At 52.5% G+C, this 17,729-nt stretch carries 17 protein-coding genes; 7 read left to right on the top strand and 10 right to left on the bottom strand.

Annotated features, from left to right (window positions below; all coding sequences use genetic code 11):
• Positions 1–218 precede the first annotated feature (218 nt).
• A complete protein-coding gene (locus CODIS_RS03830) occupies positions 219–983 on the top strand; it encodes a hypothetical protein (protein ID WP_069121531.1) in 765 nt (254 codons plus the stop codon).
• A gap of 415 nt (positions 984–1,398) precedes the next feature.
• Here CODIS_RS03830 and gndA read toward each other — a convergent pair whose 3' ends face one another.
• From gndA to zwf, 3 genes are read right to left on the bottom strand one after another with little or no spacing between them, the layout of a single operon-like run.
• The gene (gene gndA, locus CODIS_RS03835; RefSeq protein ID WP_069121534.1) at positions 1,399–2,817 is read right to left on the bottom strand and encodes an NADP-dependent phosphogluconate dehydrogenase; all 1,419 of its coding nucleotides are present in this window, start codon (positions 2,815–2,817) and stop codon (positions 1,399–1,401) included.
• A gap of 39 nt (positions 2,818–2,856) precedes the next feature.
• On the bottom strand, positions 2,857–3,546 hold the full coding sequence (pgl, locus tag CODIS_RS03840; protein ID WP_069121537.1) for a 6-phosphogluconolactonase: 690 nt from the start codon (positions 3,544–3,546) through the stop codon (positions 2,857–2,859).
• The gene (gene zwf / locus CODIS_RS03845) at positions 3,546–5,081 is read right to left on the bottom strand and encodes a glucose-6-phosphate dehydrogenase (protein ID WP_069121539.1); all 1,536 of its coding nucleotides are present in this window, start codon (positions 5,079–5,081) and stop codon (positions 3,546–3,548) included. The genes pgl and zwf overlap by 1 nt, the downstream gene beginning before the upstream one ends.
• A 556-nt stretch (positions 5,082–5,637) precedes the next feature.
• On the opposite strand from zwf, the gene CODIS_RS03850 reads away from it, so the two are divergent.
• On the top strand, positions 5,638–6,477 hold the full coding sequence (locus tag CODIS_RS03850) for a LabA-like NYN domain-containing protein (RefSeq protein WP_069121542.1): 840 nt from the start codon (positions 5,638–5,640) through the stop codon (positions 6,475–6,477).
• An 87-nt stretch (positions 6,478–6,564) separates the two neighbouring features.
• On the opposite strand, the gene CODIS_RS03855 is transcribed toward CODIS_RS03850, so the two are convergent.
• Positions 6,565–7,140 carry an NUDIX hydrolase gene (locus tag CODIS_RS03855; protein WP_069121544.1) on the bottom strand — a complete coding sequence of 192 codons (576 nt, stop codon included), beginning with the start codon at positions 7,138–7,140 and terminating at the stop codon, positions 6,565–6,567.
• A 485-nt stretch (positions 7,141–7,625) separates the two neighbouring features.
• Between CODIS_RS03855 and ppx the strand changes: the two genes are divergently transcribed.
• Positions 7,626–9,137 (top strand): exopolyphosphatase, encoded by a 1,512-nt coding sequence (gene ppx, locus CODIS_RS03860; protein WP_069121547.1) that lies wholly within the window; start codon positions 7,626–7,628, stop codon positions 9,135–9,137.
• On the opposite strand, the gene CODIS_RS03865 is transcribed toward ppx, so the two are convergent.
• From CODIS_RS03865 to parE, 3 genes are all read right to left on the bottom strand, one after another.
• Positions 9,116–9,736, bottom strand: coding sequence for an SCO family protein (locus tag CODIS_RS03865; RefSeq protein ID WP_069121548.1), 621 nt, complete (start codon positions 9,734–9,736; stop codon positions 9,116–9,118). The two genes, ppx and CODIS_RS03865, sit on opposite strands and share 22 nt — an antisense overlap.
• A gap of 245 nt (positions 9,737–9,981) precedes the next feature.
• Complete coding sequence (locus tag CODIS_RS03870; RefSeq protein WP_069121549.1) at positions 9,982–10,563, bottom strand: hypothetical protein; 582 nt, start codon at positions 10,561–10,563, stop codon at positions 9,982–9,984.
• A 16-nt stretch (positions 10,564–10,579) separates the two neighbouring features.
• The gene (gene parE / locus CODIS_RS03875; RefSeq protein ID WP_069121550.1) at positions 10,580–12,466 is read right to left on the bottom strand and encodes a DNA topoisomerase IV subunit B; all 1,887 of its coding nucleotides are present in this window, start codon (positions 12,464–12,466) and stop codon (positions 10,580–10,582) included.
• 206 nt (positions 12,467–12,672) lie between these two features.
• Here parE and CODIS_RS03880 point away from each other — a divergent pair, with 206 nt between their 5' ends.
• From CODIS_RS03880 to folE2, 3 genes are all read left to right on the top strand, one after another.
• The gene (locus CODIS_RS03880) at positions 12,673–12,912 is read left to right on the top strand and encodes an exodeoxyribonuclease VII small subunit (RefSeq protein ID WP_069121551.1); all 240 of its coding nucleotides are present in this window, start codon (positions 12,673–12,675) and stop codon (positions 12,910–12,912) included.
• Positions 12,899–13,801: a (2E,6E)-farnesyl diphosphate synthase gene (gene ispA / locus CODIS_RS03885; protein ID WP_417903651.1), complete on the top strand. Its 903-nt coding sequence runs from the start codon at positions 12,899–12,901 to the stop codon at positions 13,799–13,801. The genes CODIS_RS03880 and ispA overlap by 14 nt, the downstream gene beginning before the upstream one ends.
• 398 nt (positions 13,802–14,199) lie before the next feature.
• Complete coding sequence (folE2, locus tag CODIS_RS03890; protein WP_083220561.1) at positions 14,200–15,018, top strand: GTP cyclohydrolase FolE2; 819 nt, start codon at positions 14,200–14,202, stop codon at positions 15,016–15,018.
• Between the two features lie 31 nt (positions 15,019–15,049).
• Here the strand turns inward: folE2 and CODIS_RS03895 are convergent, their stop codons facing one another.
• The 3 genes from CODIS_RS03895 to thiL are packed head-to-tail and all read right to left on the bottom strand — an operon-like array spanning position 15,050 to position 17,211.
• Positions 15,050–15,697 carry a retropepsin-like aspartic protease family protein gene (locus tag CODIS_RS03895; protein WP_069121554.1) on the bottom strand — a complete coding sequence of 216 codons (648 nt, stop codon included), beginning with the start codon at positions 15,695–15,697 and terminating at the stop codon, positions 15,050–15,052.
• Complete coding sequence (locus tag CODIS_RS03900; RefSeq protein ID WP_069121555.1) at positions 15,694–16,179, bottom strand: phosphatidylglycerophosphatase A family protein; 486 nt, start codon at positions 16,177–16,179, stop codon at positions 15,694–15,696. Before CODIS_RS03900 ends, CODIS_RS03895 begins: the two co-directional genes overlap by 4 nt.
• A 39-nt stretch (positions 16,180–16,218) precedes the next feature.
• On the bottom strand, positions 16,219–17,211 hold the full coding sequence (gene thiL / locus CODIS_RS03905; RefSeq protein WP_235615123.1) for a thiamine-phosphate kinase: 993 nt from the start codon (positions 17,209–17,211) through the stop codon (positions 16,219–16,221).
• A gap of 106 nt (positions 17,212–17,317) precedes the next feature.
• On the opposite strand from thiL, the gene CODIS_RS03910 reads away from it, so the two are divergent.
• On the top strand, positions 17,318–17,725 hold the full coding sequence (locus CODIS_RS03910; protein WP_069121556.1) for a phosphate-starvation-inducible protein PsiE: 408 nt from the start codon (positions 17,318–17,320) through the stop codon (positions 17,723–17,725).
• The last annotated feature ends 4 nt before the right edge of the window (positions 17,726–17,729 follow it).

The raw sequence follows: 17,729 nt of genomic DNA on the forward strand, positions 1-17,729 counted from the left end.
TCCTTGGTTGATTGTATCTCGGCACATTTACCTCCTGAAGTTATCAGAAAGTATCCACTTTATCGGGGGATCTGCTCTACCTGGTGCTTTTGGTTAATATGGTGTGGTTGATCTATCGCATCATCAAGGGCTGGCTGAGACTCTCCGAGGGACGTGAGATGTACGGTATAAGCAATCCTACAACATAAGGTATCATGCAGAGTCAGCATCCATCAGCGATGTCACAACAGCGAATTAAGGAAGCCCTGATTCGGGGCGCTATCTGGGCATTTATCGGACTGCTTTACGCCATGCTGTTCGTTTTCTCGGCCGCTTTCGCCGACTATTGGCAACTACCGATCGATCCCTACCTGTTCGCAGGCGTACTCGCCGGAACCCTTGGTGCGCTGATATACAGCAGTATGCGTCTTGCGGTTTTGATGACTACCATTATTTCACCTATCTCCATTTTCTATTTCATCCTTACGGATCACCCGGTCGATCTCTTGATGTTAGTGATATTGGTCTCTGTTGTGGGGGCGATTGTGGGTGCGCTGTATGGCGTCTTCTCCATGGGTTCACGGGTTAATCGCGCAGATGCGAAAACCCTGGCCGGATTTAGCGCCGGCTGGTTGGCCTCACTTACCTATCTGCTGGTTGTCAACCTCACTGCTCCGCTTTCGATCAGTACCCTGGTGGCCCTCCTCTGCCCTCTTACCGGTATCCTTTATGTCGCCCTGGTCCCCGGATTTATCAAGCTCTATGACAATCTGCTGCCACCGGTGGGGGATGGTTTGATGGTGGGCGTGGGAGTATCGGGGTTTATCGCACTCTGTTTTTTCGTCATGATCGGTTCTATTGACGACAGTGTAGCTGGGCCGCTCTCCACCGCATTGGAGGTTATCCACGGGAATCTGCCGGGTGCTGTTGTCGGGGGCCTTATAGGCGCCGGCCTGGCCGGTATCGGATCTGGGCTTCTATTGACCGACTGGCAGGACCTGTAGTGCTAGGCAATCTTCTTGTGCGGCAGTCACTTTATTTAAAATAAGTCCGCATAATGAATGCGAATAAACGCAAATAGCATTAATATTTTTTCCTGATACCCACAATTGTCAGCTATCCGCTCTCAGCCTACCTCTCCCTCACGGTGGAAGTTGTAAAAACAAGCCGCAAATGAACGCAAATCTAATAAGTCCGCCAATGAAGGCAAATTCAGCGTTTTTGACAATCCTGTATGGAGACGGCAAGTTAGGGTCCGTGCCGCACTCTGTTGTAGTGTAAAAATTAATTTATTTACGTTTATTCGCGTTCATTTGCGGACATAAAAGACATTCGCGACTATTCGCGGCTTACTTATACAACTCGCTATCACCAAGCCACCGATTCTGTGGCTGACTATTGTGGGCAATCAGGATATTTTTACTGCCAGTCCGAGTGGATGAAACCCCATTCCGGGTGGTCCACGCGCTCGTAGGTATGGGCACCGAAGGCGTCCCGCTGGGCCTGGATCAGGTTTTGCGGCAACCGGTCGGTCCGGTAACTGTCGAAATAGTTGAGACAGGCGCTCATCACCGGAACCGGGATCCCGGCAGCGGATGCAAAACAGACCACTTTTCGCCAGGCGATCTGCAAGCCTTCTAACTGAGCTCCCAATGCAGGATCGACCATTAGATTTATCGGTTTCGGGTGATTGGAAAAGGCGTTGCGGATGGGATCGAGCAGTCGTGCCCTGATAATACATCCTCCTTTCCAGATACGCGCAGTTTCCGCCAGATCGATCGACCACTGATAGCGCTCCGAAGCGCGTTGAATCAGATCCAGTCCCTGGGCATAGGCGGTGATCCGAGAAGCGTATATGGCGCCGTGGAGATCCGCCAGCAAGGTTTCCTTTTCAGGTGTATCGCTGACTTCAGGCCCATGTAGCAGTGGGGATGCCGCCACGCGTTGGGCTTTCATTGCAGAGAGCAGCCTGGCATCCACTGCGGCAGCGATACCGGGCACCGCCACGCCCTGCTCGAGTGCCGCCTGTACCGTCCAACGGCCGGTCCCCTTCTGTCCTGCTTTATCCATCACCAGACTCACCAGGGGTGAGCCGGTGTCCCGATCCACAACCTTCATCACCTGGGCGGTCAATTCCACAAGGAAAGACTCCATCGGGCCTTGATTCCAACGGTCGAACTGCTCGGCCATCTCTTTTTCACTCAGGCCCAGACCACGATGCATCAGATCATAGACCTCAGCAAGCAGCTGCATATCCGCGTATTCGATCCCATTATGGACCATCTTGACGAAATGGCCGGCACCGTCCGGCCCCACATGAGTGACACAGGCACCCGCCTCGGTCTGGGCGGTGATCGCCTCAAACACCGCACGGACCTCCGCATAGGAGTCGCTGGAGCCGCCCGGCATCATCGAGGGACCGTGGCGTGCCCCCTCCTCACCGCCGGATATGCCGACACCGACGAAGTGAAGCCCCTTGTCGCGCAAATAGCTTTCCCGGCGCCGGGTATCCTCAAACCATGAGTTGCCGCCATCCATGACGATATCACCGGGCTCCAGCAACGGGATCAACTGTTCGATCACCTGATCCACGGGCTCCCCCGCCCTGATCATCAGCAGGATCCTTCTTGGCCGCTCCAGCAGGTCTATAAACCGGGCCATCTCGGGATCCCCGCCAAACCCCTTACCACGATGCTCATCTAAAAACTCAGTGATTGCGGCGCTACGGCGATTCCACACCGCAACCGGAAATCCCTTCTCTTCCATATTAAGCGCCAGATTGCGTCCCATGACACCAAGCCCGATCAGGCCGATATGAAATTGTTTGATTTCAGGCATAGTCTGTTCCTGTCAGTTAAGGCCTGTTATCTCCAGCCTCTAGAAACCCAGTCTTTGATCTTCCGGCAATGCGCGGGCCGCCTGGGTGTCCATCATCCAATCTCCGTCCAATGCTATGGCTGCCGGCACGCTGCGATCGACCAACGCCCTGCGAACGGCATCCGCCTTCCCCTCACCCTGGACCATAACCAACAGATATCTGGCGCTTTGAATAACGGGTGGGGTAATCGTCAACCTTTGTAGCGGTGGCTTTGCGGCAATCGCGGGCATTACACGCCGCTTCTCTTCATCCAACGCGGCAGACCCGGGGAAGATCGAAGCCGTATGACCGTCATCACCGACTCCCAGGAGAAGGATGTCGATCCTCTCCGGTAAAACCAGTTCGTACACTTCCGCCGCCTTGTCCGGATTCTCTTCACCGCACATGCGATAGACATTCATACCATCAGGCCTGTCACCATCCGGAAACAAGCTACGCATAACCATGGTGTAATTATTCTCCGATGTGTTCACCGGCACGCAACGCTCATCGCCAAAAAAGAGATCGATGCGTGACCAGGGTATATCCTTGCGCATCGCCAGACGTTGGTAGATAGGCAGAGGGGTCGACCCACCGGCCAGCATCAGGTAGCATCGCCGAGAAGACTCCAGTACCAGGTGGATTCTGTCACCTATCCACCGCTCAGCCTGAGCGGCAAACTCAACTGGATCGACAATGAATCTATCCATCAATTAATCTCCCGCCATTGCCGGTTGTAGCGATCCATCAGTTTATCCGCTTCCCCGGGACCTTCGCTGCCCTCGGCATAGAATACGGGTTGACGTTTGGCCGCGCTTTCCCAATGGTCCAGAATGGGGGTCACGAAACGCCAGGCGAACTCCACCTCATCCCGTCTGGCAAAAAGTGTGGCATCCCCTTTCACCGCATCCAGCAGCAATCTTTCGTAGGCATCTTTGATGGGATGGGTGTAGGTCTCGGAATAGCTGAAGTCCATCTCCACCGAACCCACCTCCATCTCACCACCCGGCCGCTTACTGGATATTTTAAGTGCCATGCCCTCATCCGGTTGGATACGGATGGTCAATACGTTCGGTTCAAGATCCTGACAGACATCATCGCGTCCGAACAGGCACAGTGGTACAGGGCGGAACACCACAGAGATTTCCGTCATTCGCTGCACCAGATGCTTGCCGACCCGAAGAAAGAACGGAACCCCCTGCCATCGCCAGTTATCGACATAGCATTTAATAGCGGCATAGGTTGGCGTCCGCGACTGCGGGTCCACATTCTCCTCATCTCGGTAACCGCGATACTGACCAAAAACCAGATGCTCCAAAACCTCCTGGGATGAGAATTGACGCAGTGAACGCAATACCTCGACCCGCTTGTCCCGAATATCGTCTGCGGCGAAAGAGACCGGTGGTTCCATGGCGCAGAGGGAGAGGACCTGCAGCAGGTGACTCTGTACCATATCCCTTATCACGCCAGTTTTGTCATAGAATCTGCCCCGGCCCTCCACCCCGATGGACTCGGCTGCAGTGATCTGGATGTGATCGATATACTTACGGTTCCACAGGGGTTCGAATATGGTGTTTCCCAATCGGGCCACCAGGATATTCTGGACCGTCTCCTTACCCAAATAGTGGTCGATCCGGTAGACCTGATCCTCCTGCAACACCTCAGCGACGATCCGGTTCAGTTCGCTTGCCGATTCGAGATCCCGGCCATAGGGTTTTTCCATGATAACCCTCGTCCAGGGTGTTTCCGCACCTCCAGGTTGCAGTAAACCGGCTTCACTCAGACGATGCAGTAACACCGGCGCTGCTGAGGGGGGTGTGGCGAAATAGAAAAGACGATTTCCTTCGCTGCCGATCAATTGCTCGACGGCTTCCAATGCCCCGCGCAGGGCAACATAACCCTCCGGGTCTTCAAAATTACCTTCCACATAGCTGATACGCTTGCTGAATGCCTGCCAGACACCGTCATCAATGGGTTGAGATCGCGAGTAGTTCTTCAGGCCATTAAAAAGGATTGCACGATATTGCTCATCACTTTGAGGTCTGCGACTGTAGCCGATAACGGCAAAATGTTCATCCAGTGCCTGTTCGTGCACCAAATTATAGAGTGCAGGTATGAGTTTACGTCGTGTCAAATCACCAGCAGCACCAAAAATCACCAATACACATGGCTCCAATCGATCTGCCTGCAGAAACAGCTCATGCGCGTTAAAACGTTGATGTACCGGAATATCGGTTGACGTCATGTTACCCGCCTTTGGGTTTCTGTTATTGTTTTGCTCTATCTTATAGCATGTTTAAGTGCAAGGCTTGCGTTAATAATGGATTTCTCTCTCCCGATGCCTCGGCAATATCTCATAGTGCGGGGAGGCGTTTCATCTTCCAATACTGCTGCTATGCACGAAAATCAGGTATCCAGTCGTAGCGGTTTTGACGTGCGACACGACATTGGAAACCCGGGGAAATCGCGAAATATCCCGCATTTTTTATGAGTTTTAGTTTAGCTCGCCATTAAAAATATTCCCAAAACCGTTGTATAATTAATATACTTTCGCGAATAAAGATGAATGAAACGATTTTTATCACTTAACTATCTATATTATTTTTTGGTTGGTTTCCCATCTTTAATAAATCAGGCTATTGATCGAGCTATTCGACCCATTGGGCGTACAATCGGCGTGACCAACGCCATCGGACTTGCAGGGATACACGCACCGTCAACGACCCTCAATCGTGGGGATGTCGCTTCATCTCACAATGCCTAAGCACTTTTTTGTATTTTTATAGTTCAGGTACAACACATTGCATCAAGATATTAAAATTGGCGTATTTGTCGACGCAGAAAATGTCAGATACAACGGCGGATACCAGCTGCGCTACGACATCCTGAGGATGTTCGCAGCGCGATACGGCGGATCCCTTCTCAGGCTCAATACTTACATAGCTTTCGACCAGGAACGCGCCAAGGAGGATCCCGAGTATCGTCGTCGCGCCATGACTTATCAGCAAATGGTCAGAGAGTACGGCTGGAAGGTCATCGTGAAGAATGTCCGCCGCTATACGGATGAAGAGGGTAACGTCACCACCAAAGCCAATGCGGATCTGGATATGGCCGTTGATGCCATGTTGCAATCGGAAAAACTCGACCTGCTGCTTCTTGTCACAGGTGACGGCGATTTTCTACAGGTCGTGACCGCCCTGCAGGATCGCGGCTGTCGGGTGGAATTGCTTGGCTTCCGCAATGTTTCGCAGGAATTGCGCAGACTTGTAGACGATTACTATTCGGGTTTTCTGATCCCAGATTTGCTGCCTATCTCGTATGAATCGCGTAATGATTGGGGAGAACCGGGTTCCTGTGTCCGCGGGGTCTGTGCGAAGTGGTTTCCGGAAAAGGGTTATGGCTTTTTACGTTTTCTCAAACGTATCGATCCTAATATGTGGATTATCGATCCCCGCCAGGAGGGCTCTCCTTACGAGAGTGTCTTTTGCCACGCCAATGAACTGGCCGACGAAGTCACAGATGAAGTAATGTCAAATCGGGACTCCATACTCGAATTCTATATCCAAAAGAGTGATAAGGATGACGGCTACGTGGCCAATAATGTACGCCTGGTACCAAGCTATGGCGGCACGGGACTCTAGGGCCTGTTAACACTCTTCCGGCTACAATTTTCCAACACCTTTAGTTATGTACAGGGATGTACCAGGCAACTGCCGTGCGTTTAACCTTCAACTCGGATCGAGGATAATACGGTAGCTTCTGGCTGAACCCGCAGCGCGAATTATAGTGCCGCTGCGTAAAGGATATTTCCCGGTTTCGCGATCGGCATAATATAGCCTTAACGACTCTTTAATCACCGGAAATGCCAGCTTTTCCCAAGGTATCTCCTGTTCATCGAATAACTTGACCTCCAGGCTCTCCTCCCCTGCCGCAAAATCGAGATCGAGCAACCGGCTGCGAAACAACAAATACACCTGATTTATATGTGGAAGATTGAATAGTGTATAGAGCCCCTCCACTTCCACCCGCGCACATGCCTCTTCCAAGGTTTCCCGGGCGGCGCCTTGTTGACTCGTCTCACCATTTTCCATGAATCCCGCCGGAACGGTCCACAAACCATAGCGGGGCTCTATGGCGCGGCGACATAAGAGGATTTGTTGTTCCCAAACGGGGATGCATCCTACGACGATCTTGGGGTTTTGATAATGTACGGTACTACAGATAATACATACATGTCTTGGCCTGTTATCACCTTCGGGAACCCTGACTTCGACCTCTGCGCCGCAGTGGCTGCAATACTTCATACTTAAGATCCTAGGGCCTGTAAACAATCATCCAATCGCCTCTGCCGGGACTTTTTTGTCCGGCAAGGCAGCATAAGCGATGGGTAGTCATTCTGCATATGCGAACGATAGCGCCACTCGGCGTTGTTCGTCGTTCAGTTGGTATCACCAAACCTCTCTCCTCGCGCCCCGAAGGAAGTGCCCTTGGGGTGCGCCCCGAAGGAAGTGCCCTTGGGGTGCGCCCCGAAACAAGTGCCCTTGGGGCACACCTTGATTGGCGCCTTTCCAAAGGCAACTGAGCCAATTGGATATGTGTTAGCAGGCTCTCAATCACTATTGTCACCGATTGTTGAAAGTTGCGTCCAGAGTACTATCGTTCTTGGGCCGTTAACAGGTTCCTGCCAGCGATTCCTGATATGATGTCAGACCTTTTAAACAAGACTAAAGATCCTCATCAGAGTATAACGAGCGCTCAGAATCACATAATGCAGGAGTCAAGACAGAGAATGCCCGAACAGACCCCAGAGGCCAATCTCAATGAAGCGATCGCAGCCATTGACCTCGGTTCAAACAGCTTTCACCTGATTGTTGCACGGGTTATCGACGGTCATCTGCAGATCATCGACAGAATGAAAGAGATGGTCAGGCTCGGTGAAGGACTGACTGCAGACAAGCATCTCATGCCCCACGTTGCAGAGCGTGCCCTTGAGTGTTTACGAAGATATGCGCAGCGTCTACGTCCTTTGCCGGCTGAAAATATCCGTGTCGTCGGCACCAATACCATGCGCCAGATCCATCCTGATGACAACTTTCACGGTCTGGCCGAAAAGGCATTGCTGCATCCTATTGAGATTATCGCCGGACGTGAAGAAGCACGCTTGATCTATCTTGGTGTGGCGCATGGACTTGCCGCAGGCGATGAAATGCGGCTGGTGGTCGATATCGGCGGCGGCAGTACTGAGTTGATCACCGGTCAAGGTTATCAATCTCATGAGCGGGAAAGCCTGCATATGGGGTGTGTCAGTATAAGCCGCAGGTTCTTTACCGACGGTAAGATAACAGCACAAGCCATGCGTGATGCGGAGCTTGCCTGCAGCTTGGAAATTCGTCCGGTGAGGTATGAATTCAGAGATGGAGATTGGACGCGGGCAATCGGCAGTTCGGGCAGTATCAAATCGATCGGTAATGTCGTCCTGCAACAGGGATGGAGTGAAACCGGGATCTATCGTGAATCGCTGGAGCGTCTTAAACGAACATTGATTGAAGCCGGCAGCATCCACAAGCTCGACCTGAAGGGTCTGTCTGAAGAGAGAAAACCGGTATTTGCCGGAGGTCTGGCTGTGCTATCGGCGATATTCGATCAGATCGGCATCGAACATATGGAAGTCTCCTCCGAGGCCTTGCGCGAAGGCTTGATATACGACATGGTCGGGCGTAATCAACAGGAGGATGCCCGTGAGCGAACCCTGAAGACCCTGATGCGTCGATACGACGTGGATCAGGAACAGGTAGATCGGGTGGAGACTACCGCCCTGGCGCTCCTGGAACAGGCCAAAAGGGCCTGGAATCTGCAGGAGCCGCGTCATACAGCAATGCTCTCATGGTCAGCCAAGGTGCATGAGATGGGATTGACCGTATCCCACAGTCAATTTCAGAAACACGGCGCCTATTTGCTGGAAAAATCGGACCTTTCCGGCTTCTCCCTGCAGGAACAGAAGGTTCTTGCTGCCCTCGTCAGAGGACATCGACGGAAATTTCCAACAACCATATTCGAGGCACTACCCAGGGATGTCGTGAGTTGCACCAAACAGCTCTGCATTCTGTTACGACTTTCGGTACTGACCCATCGTGCAAGATCCACGGTGGCAAAACCCGTGCCGCGACTGGAGGTGGAAGATCACAAGATATCCCTGGTATTTCCCGAAGAGTGGATTGCACACCATCCATTGACTCATAAGGAACTGGAACAGGAGGCGGACTATCTGAAATCGTCGGGTTATCTGCTCAGGTTTTCCTGAAGCAGGGGTTGTATTGCGCCGAGCAGCTCCTCGACGCTGGATCCATGGGCCATCCTGCGTACCAGCTTGCCCTGACTATCGATGATATAGGTGTCTGCCGTGTGATCGACAACATAGGGTTCGTCACCCTTTTTGTCCACGATACGGTATGCGCCGCCATAACGTTCGACGATGTCGTCAATCATATGCCTGCTGCCTGTCAGACCGAGTATTGAAGGATGGAAATACTCGACATACTCCCTCAGGCGTTGCGGGGTATCGCGTTCCGGATCGACACTCACAAACAGCGGTTGTATCCGATCTCGATCAACATCATTCATTGCCGACAGGGTTGTACTCATCAGGGCAAGATTTGTCGGGCATATATCCGGACACCAGGTATAGCCGAAATAGAGCAGTACAACTTTGCCACGGTAGTCGCTCAGACTCACTGGACCGCGATATGAGGTTAAGGAAAAATCACCGCCTGTTGGTTCCGGGGAAATCTTTGGATCGATAATAACATGCTCTTCCTGAGCGACAGGACTCCAGAACAAAAGCAGCCATATGAGTACACCACCCGCCAACGCGATGGCCGTATAAAGTGCTGTTCTTTGCATTTCTAAAACTCTATCACCTAAATACTGTGGTCAAACTGCAACCTGTTTGTCACGGTGATCAAAAGCCTGTCAACAGGCCCTGGCAGTTGATGTATTGCCACTGACCATCAATCCGGCAGCCGAATAGATCGACTTGGTTACCGGGTCAGTGAATATCGGTGGCAATGATGCATGGTGTTTGCAGGTCAAGCATTGATATATGGCAAATCACTGGATTTGCCGCAGATACGTCGACCAAAGGATGGCTACTCCGTTGCTTGCGGGGATTCTTCCCGCGATGCCCCGGACACCAGTTGTAAACTCTGATCCAACAATTGACTGTAATCTTGAAGCAGAGAGAGCAGTTGACTGTCTTCCTCATTGATTTCGATGTTCTGAAGCTCATTTTCCTCCGACACACCATATTTCTTTATGATCCGTTGCGTTACATGCGACAGGCCCTGATCCAGGGCAGAGGCCTTGCGTCGAAGGTCATCCACCAGGAAGTGGGCCCGGATGGCGTTGACACGATTAGTTTCATGCATCGCGATCAAACGCTCGATATCGGTTTGCGCTTTTCCAATACTGCGTTCGATGTTGTGAATCTCCCTGACATCGAACTTCATATTCATGCGTACGCTTCTCAATTGTATGCGTAATTGCGGCGCCAGCTGCTGCATGACCTTCAAGTGCTCAATCATACTCATGAGGGCAATTTCATCGAGAGGTTCGAAATCAGCCGCGCACACGGGTTTCGACCAGCCACTGGCCAAAACCAGACCGAAGACCAAAAAAAAGCCACTCGCTACAAACTGAGCCTTAAAAAAACGTTTGCAATTCCACCTCATTCTTAGATCTCGATAGTCATATCTCAGCCAAATCCCCTTTCTTTTCCAGCCACTTTTTACGATCTGACGCCCTTTTCTTGGCAAGCATCATATCCATGATACGGTTTGTGTTGTCACCATGTTCTATCGTCAACTGTATCAGGCGCCGGGTATCCGGATGAATAGTCGTTTCCCGTAGCTGTAGAGGATTCATTTCACCCAGACCTTTAAATCGTTGCACATTGATTTTGCCACGTAATTTCTCCGCTTCAATGCGATCCAGCACTCCCTGTTTTTCCGAGTCATCCAACGCATAGAAGACCTGTTTTCCCACATCGATTCTATAAAGCGGTGGCATGGCTATGTAGACATGCCCCTGCTCCACAAGTTGCTTGAAATGACGCAGGAACAGGGCACACAAAAGAGTTGCAATATGCAGTCCATCTGAATCCGCATCGGCAAGAATACAGATTTTACCGAATCTCAGGTTTGACAGGTCGCTGCTGCCGGGTTCAACACCGATGGCGACGGAAATGTCATGTACCTCCTGCGAGGCCAGTACATCACCATGCTCAACCTCCCAGGTGTTGAGGATCTTGCCCCGTAACGGCATGATTGCCTGAAACTCCCGATCTCTCGCCTGTTTTGCCGATCCGCCGGCTGAATCACCCTCTACCAGAAACAGTTCGCTCCTTAGCGGATCCACCGAACTGCAATCCGCCAACTTCCCGGGCAACGCCGGTCCCTGAGTCACCTTCTTTCTGGCCACCTTGCGTCCGGCACGCATTCGGCTCTGCGCGGATGAGATCGCCATCTCGGCAATCTGCTCGCCCATATCCGTATGTTGATTCAGCCAAAGACTGAATGAGTCCTTGACCACCCCGGAGACGAAGGTGGCACACTCCCTAGAAGATAGACGCTCTTTGGTTTGTCCGGAAAACTGAGGGTCCTGTAATTTGACGGAGAGCACATAGCAGACCCGATTCCATACATCTTCCGGCGTCAGCTTGACCCCGCGGGGAAGTAGATTCCTGAATTCGCAGAACTCTCTGACCGCGTCCGTAAGACCAGTGCGCAGACCGTTCACATGGGTTCCACCCTGGGAGGTGGGAATCAGATTGACATAGCTCTCGGTCACCAGTTCACCGCCCTCCGGCAACCAGAGCACTGCCCAAGCGGCGGTTTCGGTATTCCCGGACATCTCGCCCACAAACGCCTGTTGCGGGATTTTTGCCACGCCCTGCAAGGCATCCAGCAAGTAGTCTCTCAACCCGTCCTGGTAGATCCATGCCTCCTTTTCACCGCTCTTCTCATCGAAAAATGAGACTTTCAGACCAGGACAGAGGACCGCTTTCGCCCTGAGAACATGGCGCAATTGACGGGTAGAGAAGCGAGAGGAGTCAAAATAGCCCGGATCCGGCCAGAAACGCACGCGGGTGCCGGTATTGTTACGGCCCACTTTTCCGACTATCTCCAGGTCGGAGACCTTATGACCATCGGCGAAGGCCATATTGTACTCCTTGCCGCCCCGTCGGACCCATACCTCCAGATGCTTCGAGAGCGCATTGACGACAGACACGCCAACACCATGCAAACCGCCGGAGAAACGGTAACTTTTGTTGGAAAACTTGCCGCCGGCATGCAGTTTGGTCAGGATCACCTCGACCCCCGGTACGCCCTGCTGGGGGTGGATATCCACAGGCATGCCGCGACCGTCATCCACAACCTCCAGTGAACCGTCCTTATGCAGCGTGACGTCGATCGATTTGGCATAACCGGCAACCGCCTCGTCAACACTGTTGTCTATAACCTCCTGGGCAAGATGATTGGGCCGGGTGGTATCGGTGTACATCCCTGGTCGCTTTCGAACCGGTTCCAGACCGCTGAGGACTTCGATATCAGAAGCGTCGTAACTACCACTCATCTTTCTCTGTCGATCCTATGCAAATGGTTATCAACGGCGGGAGTTTACACATCTGGAAGAGTGCTGGCGAGTCTCATCTGGATCACCCCCTCGTTCCGTAGCAGATCCAGTGTGTCTCTATCATTGACCGGCGTATAAGGGGTAGGGTAGGTTACCTCTGATGCCCTGGCTTCCCGGGAAGCCTTCTATTAAAGCGATAAAAGAAAGTGCCAAGAAAACCGAAAACACCCACCTTCGAAGAGGCGATGAAAGAGTTGGAAAGCCTGATAGAAGCTCTTGAGCAGGGGGATTTGTCTCTCGAGGCGTCACTGCAATCATTTGAACGCGGGGTAGCCCTGACCCGAATCTGCCAAGCATCACTGCAAGAGGCTGAACAGAAAATACGCATCCTCAACGGCGAGACTCAAACATCCGAGCTGGAATCCTTCACCGATGATAATGAATGACGGCCTGAAGGCCTTCACCCTCAAATGCCAACAGCGTGTGGAGCAGGCCCTTGACCGAATTCTACCCCCCTCCACCACCCTGCCAACACGCCTGCATGAGGCCATGCGATACGCCACCCTGAACGGCGGCAAGCGAATCCGGCCCCTGCTGGTGTATGCAGCCGGTCAGGCTCTCAATGTCTCCTGGGAAAGACTCGATACCCCTGCCAGCGCTGTCGAGCTGATTCACGCCTATTCCCTCGTTCATGACGATCTGCCTGCAATGGACGATGATGATTTGAGACGGAATCAACCAACCTGTCACCGCGCCTACGATGAGGCGACGGCAATCCTGGTGGGGGATGCCTTGCAATCCCTGGCCTTCAAATCCCTCTGTTGCGATCCGTGCATGCAGGCAGACGCCCGGATCAGGCTCTCAATGGTGGAAACCCTTGCGCGGGCCAGCGGTTCTCGCGGCATGGCAGGAGGACAGGCCATCGACCTGGAGGCGGTGGGGAGGGAACTCAACCTGGCAGAGTTGGAGAATCTGCACATACATAAAACCGGCGCACTGATCCGTGCTGCGGTACGCTTGGGTGCCTTGCTCGATCCTGACGCCGATAAGGCCCTCACCCATCATCTCGATCACTACGCCAAGTGTATTGGGCTGGCGTTTCAGATTCAGGACGATATCCTCGATATCGAAGGCGACACTGAAACTCTGGGAAAGACCCAGGGAAAAGATCTGGTCCAGGAAAAACCGACCTACCCCTCGCTACTCGGACTCGCCGGCGCCAAAGAGAAGGCGCAAGAACTCATACAGGAGGCATTACAGAGTCTGGATGCCTTCGATAATGAGGCAGATCCGCTACGTTGGCTAGGGCACTATATTACAGCCAGAAAACACTGATTTTAAAACGATTAGCTTGGTGTGGGACCTCTTCTCCGAAGCGCGGCCAACTCCAGCGAGCTGGAACCCAGCCTCACTTCGACAACATAAGGGTATTTGACGGCAATTGAGTGCGCTGTCAATTGGGATTGCTAACCAATTGTTTTATAAATGGTTAATAAGAGCCATCAAGACATCCCTGTAAACACCGCCGGTTTGACTCTAGGCACGGGTTTTAGAGATAATTGTGCGTTCGACCCGGTTGATTCCAGGGGAATGATCACAATCCGGCCCTGAATCCGATGATTCGGTTGCAAATACCTGATGTTCTATCTGTTGTCCCCGACCTGTGGTGACGATACCCTTGAATCAACACTTATCATACGCCTTCACCTCGTGGTGAGGCAGGAATAATGAACATGCTCGACAAGACACCGCTTAGCGGTTCTCAAATAGCCGATGTGCAGAATTCGGCCGATACGCGCCAGATTGCCATCAACAAGGTAGGTATCAAAGACATTCGCCATCCTATGAGAATCAGGGACCGCAGTGAGGGCGAACAACATACGATTGCCAACTTCAATATGTACGTTAACCTTCCGCACAACTTCAAGGGCACCCATATGTCCAGGTTCGTGGAGATCCTGAACAGCCATGAAACAGAGGTTACCGTCGAATCATTCAAGGATATGCTGGCCGAGATGACCGAAAGACTTGAAGCGGAATCAGGTCATATTGAGATGAATTTTCCCTTCTTCATCAATAAAACGGCACCGGTCTCTGGTGTAAAAAGCCTGCTCGACTACGATGTAACGCTGATCGGTGAAATCCATGGGGGTAAACCGGTTATTGATATCAAGGTTGTGGTTCCGGTTACCAGCCTCTGTCCCTGTTCGAAGAAGATTTCCGACCGTGGCGCCCACAACCAACGCTCTCATGTCACCGTGCAGGCAAGGACTGTCGGTTTTATCTGGATCGAAGAGATTATCGACATGGTGGAGGAACAGGCCTCCTGTGAACTCTTTGGTCTGCTGAAAAGACCTGATGAGAAATATGTCACCGAACACGCCTACGACAATCCGAAGTTCGTCGAAGATATGGTGCGGGATATCGCGGTGCAATTGAATCGTGAACAGCGTATCAGCGCCTACACTGTTGAGTCGGAGAATTTTGAATCCATCCATAACCACTCCGCCTACGCCTTGATTGAGCGGGATAAGACATCCGATCCGGTATAATCCCGATCAGCCGCTCACCCATGCATGTATGTCAGAAACGCTTTTCCAATAGCAATACTGTCCCCTGGTCCTCCATTTTCACCCGGTTGAGAAAACTCATACCCAATAGCACCCGTGCGGGACCATTATTATCGATGATAAACCCTCTGACATTATTGAGGGTGATATCACCGACCTGAACCCTATCGAGCGTGACATCGTACGCCGCTACGCTGCCACTGGCCGTATTGACCAAAATACGCGTTCCTTTCAGTTTGTAGGCTATGCCCAGGCGCTTGGCTTGGTTGGCATGCATGGCGACGGCCGTAGCACCGGTATCGACGAGAAAATTGACCGTCCTGCCATTGATCGTACCCACTGTGGTATAGGCGCCGGCTTGATTCCGCCATACCTTGGCCGTCATCACTTCGGGTTTGGAAAAGCGGGTGGTGATATGCCCGCCAAGGGGGTATGTTCGACGTTCTCCATCCACCTCCAGTACCGCCTCCTTGCTGCTTGCTGAGATGAGCCTTACACCCTCGGGAGAGGGCTTGTCGAGTTTCAGCAGCCTTCTGACGCCGTCAATCGTCACCATCGCCTTATCTGTGAACAGCGCTTCCACGACTACCCGGTCAACCGCAAAGGCCTGGCCATGGTAGATTGCAGCCAGAAACAGCAACATGAAACAGCCTTTTCTCATGAGAACCATCCTGTCAGATTAAGCAGAAAAACAGCGCCTGCGGTATAGAGTCCGGCCAACAGATCGTCAAGCATGATACCCAATCCGCCCTGCACCCTATGGTCAATCCAGATGATAGGCCAGGGTTTGAGGATATCAAACAGGCGAAAAAGCAAAAAACCGATCACAATCCATAGCCAACCGGATGGGGCGAATGTCATCCCAACCAGGTAGCCAACGATTTCATCCCATACAATACCACTATGATCATGCACCCCCAGGTCTTCAGAAGTGCGTTGACAGATCCACAAACCGGCAAGGAATGCCACCAACACGATGAGTATGTAGAGGGTCAATGACAACGGCTGCAACAGCAGGTAGAGCGGTACCCCAACCAGGGTACCATATGTGCCGGGCGCCTTGGGCAGAAGTCCACTGCCGAAGCCGAACGCAAGCAAATGCACCGGCTTGCTCATGTCAGGGGGCGCTTTCACTTCATTCATCGATCGGCACCATCCCCGGTAGTGGAACTGGACCCATACTCAATTATCTCCATCTGATCTCGAAAAATGCTCGTAACCGGTATGCTCAGGGGACCATAAAGACCCATCCGGCAAGAGACAACGCAAATCCGACTGCGCATCAATCAAACCGATACGCGTCATGGTTACACCGATTCGTCGGGAGATCGACGCCACCTGATCCCGGTGTACAGGTGGCAGAGTAAAACAGAGCTCATAGTCGTCACCACCCGCGATGATGAGTGACCAATCATTTGACTCCTGGAGAGAGGCGGCGACCGAGGGCGACAAGGGTATCCTATCGAGGTCCACGCTGGCACCAACCCCGCTCGATTGCAAAATATGGCCGAGGTCCGCCGCCAGTCCGTCTGAGATATCGATTGCACTGCTGGCGAAACCACGCAGGGCGATACCGGCCTCAACCCTGGGGATGGGCCGGTCAAGACGCCCCAGAAGCTGCGGCATGTCTTCCCGGTCCTCCCCATCACGCTTACAGACCAGTGCCAATGCGGCATCGCCAAGGGTACCTGTGACATAGATATCATCCCCCACTTGGGCACCGCTGCGGGTCAACCCCATACCCATGGGCAACAGACCCTGAACCTGTACAGTGATACTCAATGGCCCTGATGTGGTATCCCCCCCCACAAGCTGGAGATCATAGTGTGCCGCCAGTTCGCTGAATCCTCGACAGAATTCGCCGATCCACACGCCATCGACCCCGGGCAGCGTCAACGCCAGGGTCGCCCACGCCGGCTCGGCCCCCATCGCCGCCAGGTCACTCAGATTGACCGCCAACACCTTGTGACCAAGATCCGACGGCGAAATGTCGGGAAAAAAGTGCACACCGGCAACCAGGGTATCGACGCTCACGGCCAGCTCCATTCCCTGCGGCACCCGCAGCAGTGCGGCATCATCACCAATGCCCAATGCCACGTCCTCGCGTTGTGACGTCATGTCGGCGAAATAGTCGTTGATAAGATCGAATTCAGAGATGTCGCTGCGCTTACTCATTGGGTGGCTGGCTATTGTCTCCGGTAAATTGTCAGTGTAACTTTCAAGGTGTTGAAGAAAAAGAGCATCATTCTCCTCGGGAGAGAACAACAAAGAGGCTGAACGATTGAGAAAACCATACAACTATCATCACGTAGACAAGATTGGTGACGCCATGGTAGAGGTGTTTCACGTGGTTGGGCTATTCGTTATCGGCGCAACCGTGGTATGGTCCGGTGTCGTCGCTTATATGGAGATGATCAATCACGGCCATGCATCTCTTAAGGATATCCTGCTGCTGTTCATCTACCTGGAATTGGGTGCGATGGTTGGCATCTACTTCAAGACACGCAGACTCCCGGTTCAATTTCTCATCTACATAGCGATTACCGCTCTCACACGTATGCTGACCATCGATATCAAGGGGATGCCAGACAAGACGATACTGACCGTTACCGGCGCGATATTGATGTTGACCCTCGCCATCCTGATCCTGCGCTATACCAATACCATGCTGAAAGAGGAAAACGAGTGATACC

This window comes from Candidatus Thiodiazotropha endolucinida, from assembly GCF_001715975.1.
GTDB classification, from domain to species: domain Bacteria; phylum Pseudomonadota; class Gammaproteobacteria; order Chromatiales; family Chromatiaceae; genus Thiodiazotropha; species Thiodiazotropha endolucinida.

Coding starts and splice junctions, on each gene's coding strand:
- CODIS_RS03830 (WP_069121531.1), top strand. CDS start 219: ATGTCACAACAGCGAATTAAGGAAGCCCTGATTCGGGGCGCTATCTGG.
- gndA (WP_069121534.1), bottom strand. CDS start 2,817: ATGCCTGAAATCAAACAATTTCATATCGGCCTGATCGGGCTTGGTGTC.
- pgl (WP_069121537.1), bottom strand. CDS start 3,546: ATGGATAGATTCATTGTCGATCCAGTTGAGTTTGCCGCTCAGGCTGAG.
- zwf (WP_069121539.1), bottom strand. CDS start 5,081: ATGACGTCAACCGATATTCCGGTACATCAACGTTTTAACGCGCATGAG.
- CODIS_RS03855 (WP_069121544.1), bottom strand. CDS start 7,140: ATGAAGTATTGCAGCCACTGCGGCGCAGAGGTCGAAGTCAGGGTTCCC.
- ppx (WP_069121547.1), top strand. CDS start 7,626: ATGCCCGAACAGACCCCAGAGGCCAATCTCAATGAAGCGATCGCAGCC.
- CODIS_RS03865 (WP_069121548.1), bottom strand. CDS start 9,736: ATGCAAAGAACAGCACTTTATACGGCCATCGCGTTGGCGGGTGGTGTA.
- CODIS_RS03870 (WP_069121549.1), bottom strand. CDS start 10,563: ATGAGGTGGAATTGCAAACGTTTTTTTAAGGCTCAGTTTGTAGCGAGT.
- parE (WP_069121550.1), bottom strand. CDS start 12,466: ATGAGTGGTAGTTACGACGCTTCTGATATCGAAGTCCTCAGCGGTCTG.
- ispA (WP_417903651.1), top strand. CDS start 12,899: ATGATAATGAATGACGGCCTGAAGGCCTTCACCCTCAAATGCCAACAG.
- folE2 (WP_083220561.1), top strand. CDS start 14,200: ATGCTCGACAAGACACCGCTTAGCGGTTCTCAAATAGCCGATGTGCAG.
- CODIS_RS03895 (WP_069121554.1), bottom strand. CDS start 15,697: ATGAGAAAAGGCTGTTTCATGTTGCTGTTTCTGGCTGCAATCTACCAT.
- CODIS_RS03900 (WP_069121555.1), bottom strand. CDS start 16,179: ATGAATGAAGTGAAAGCGCCCCCTGACATGAGCAAGCCGGTGCATTTG.
- thiL (WP_235615123.1), bottom strand. CDS start 17,211: ATGAGTAAGCGCAGCGACATCTCTGAATTCGATCTTATCAACGACTAT.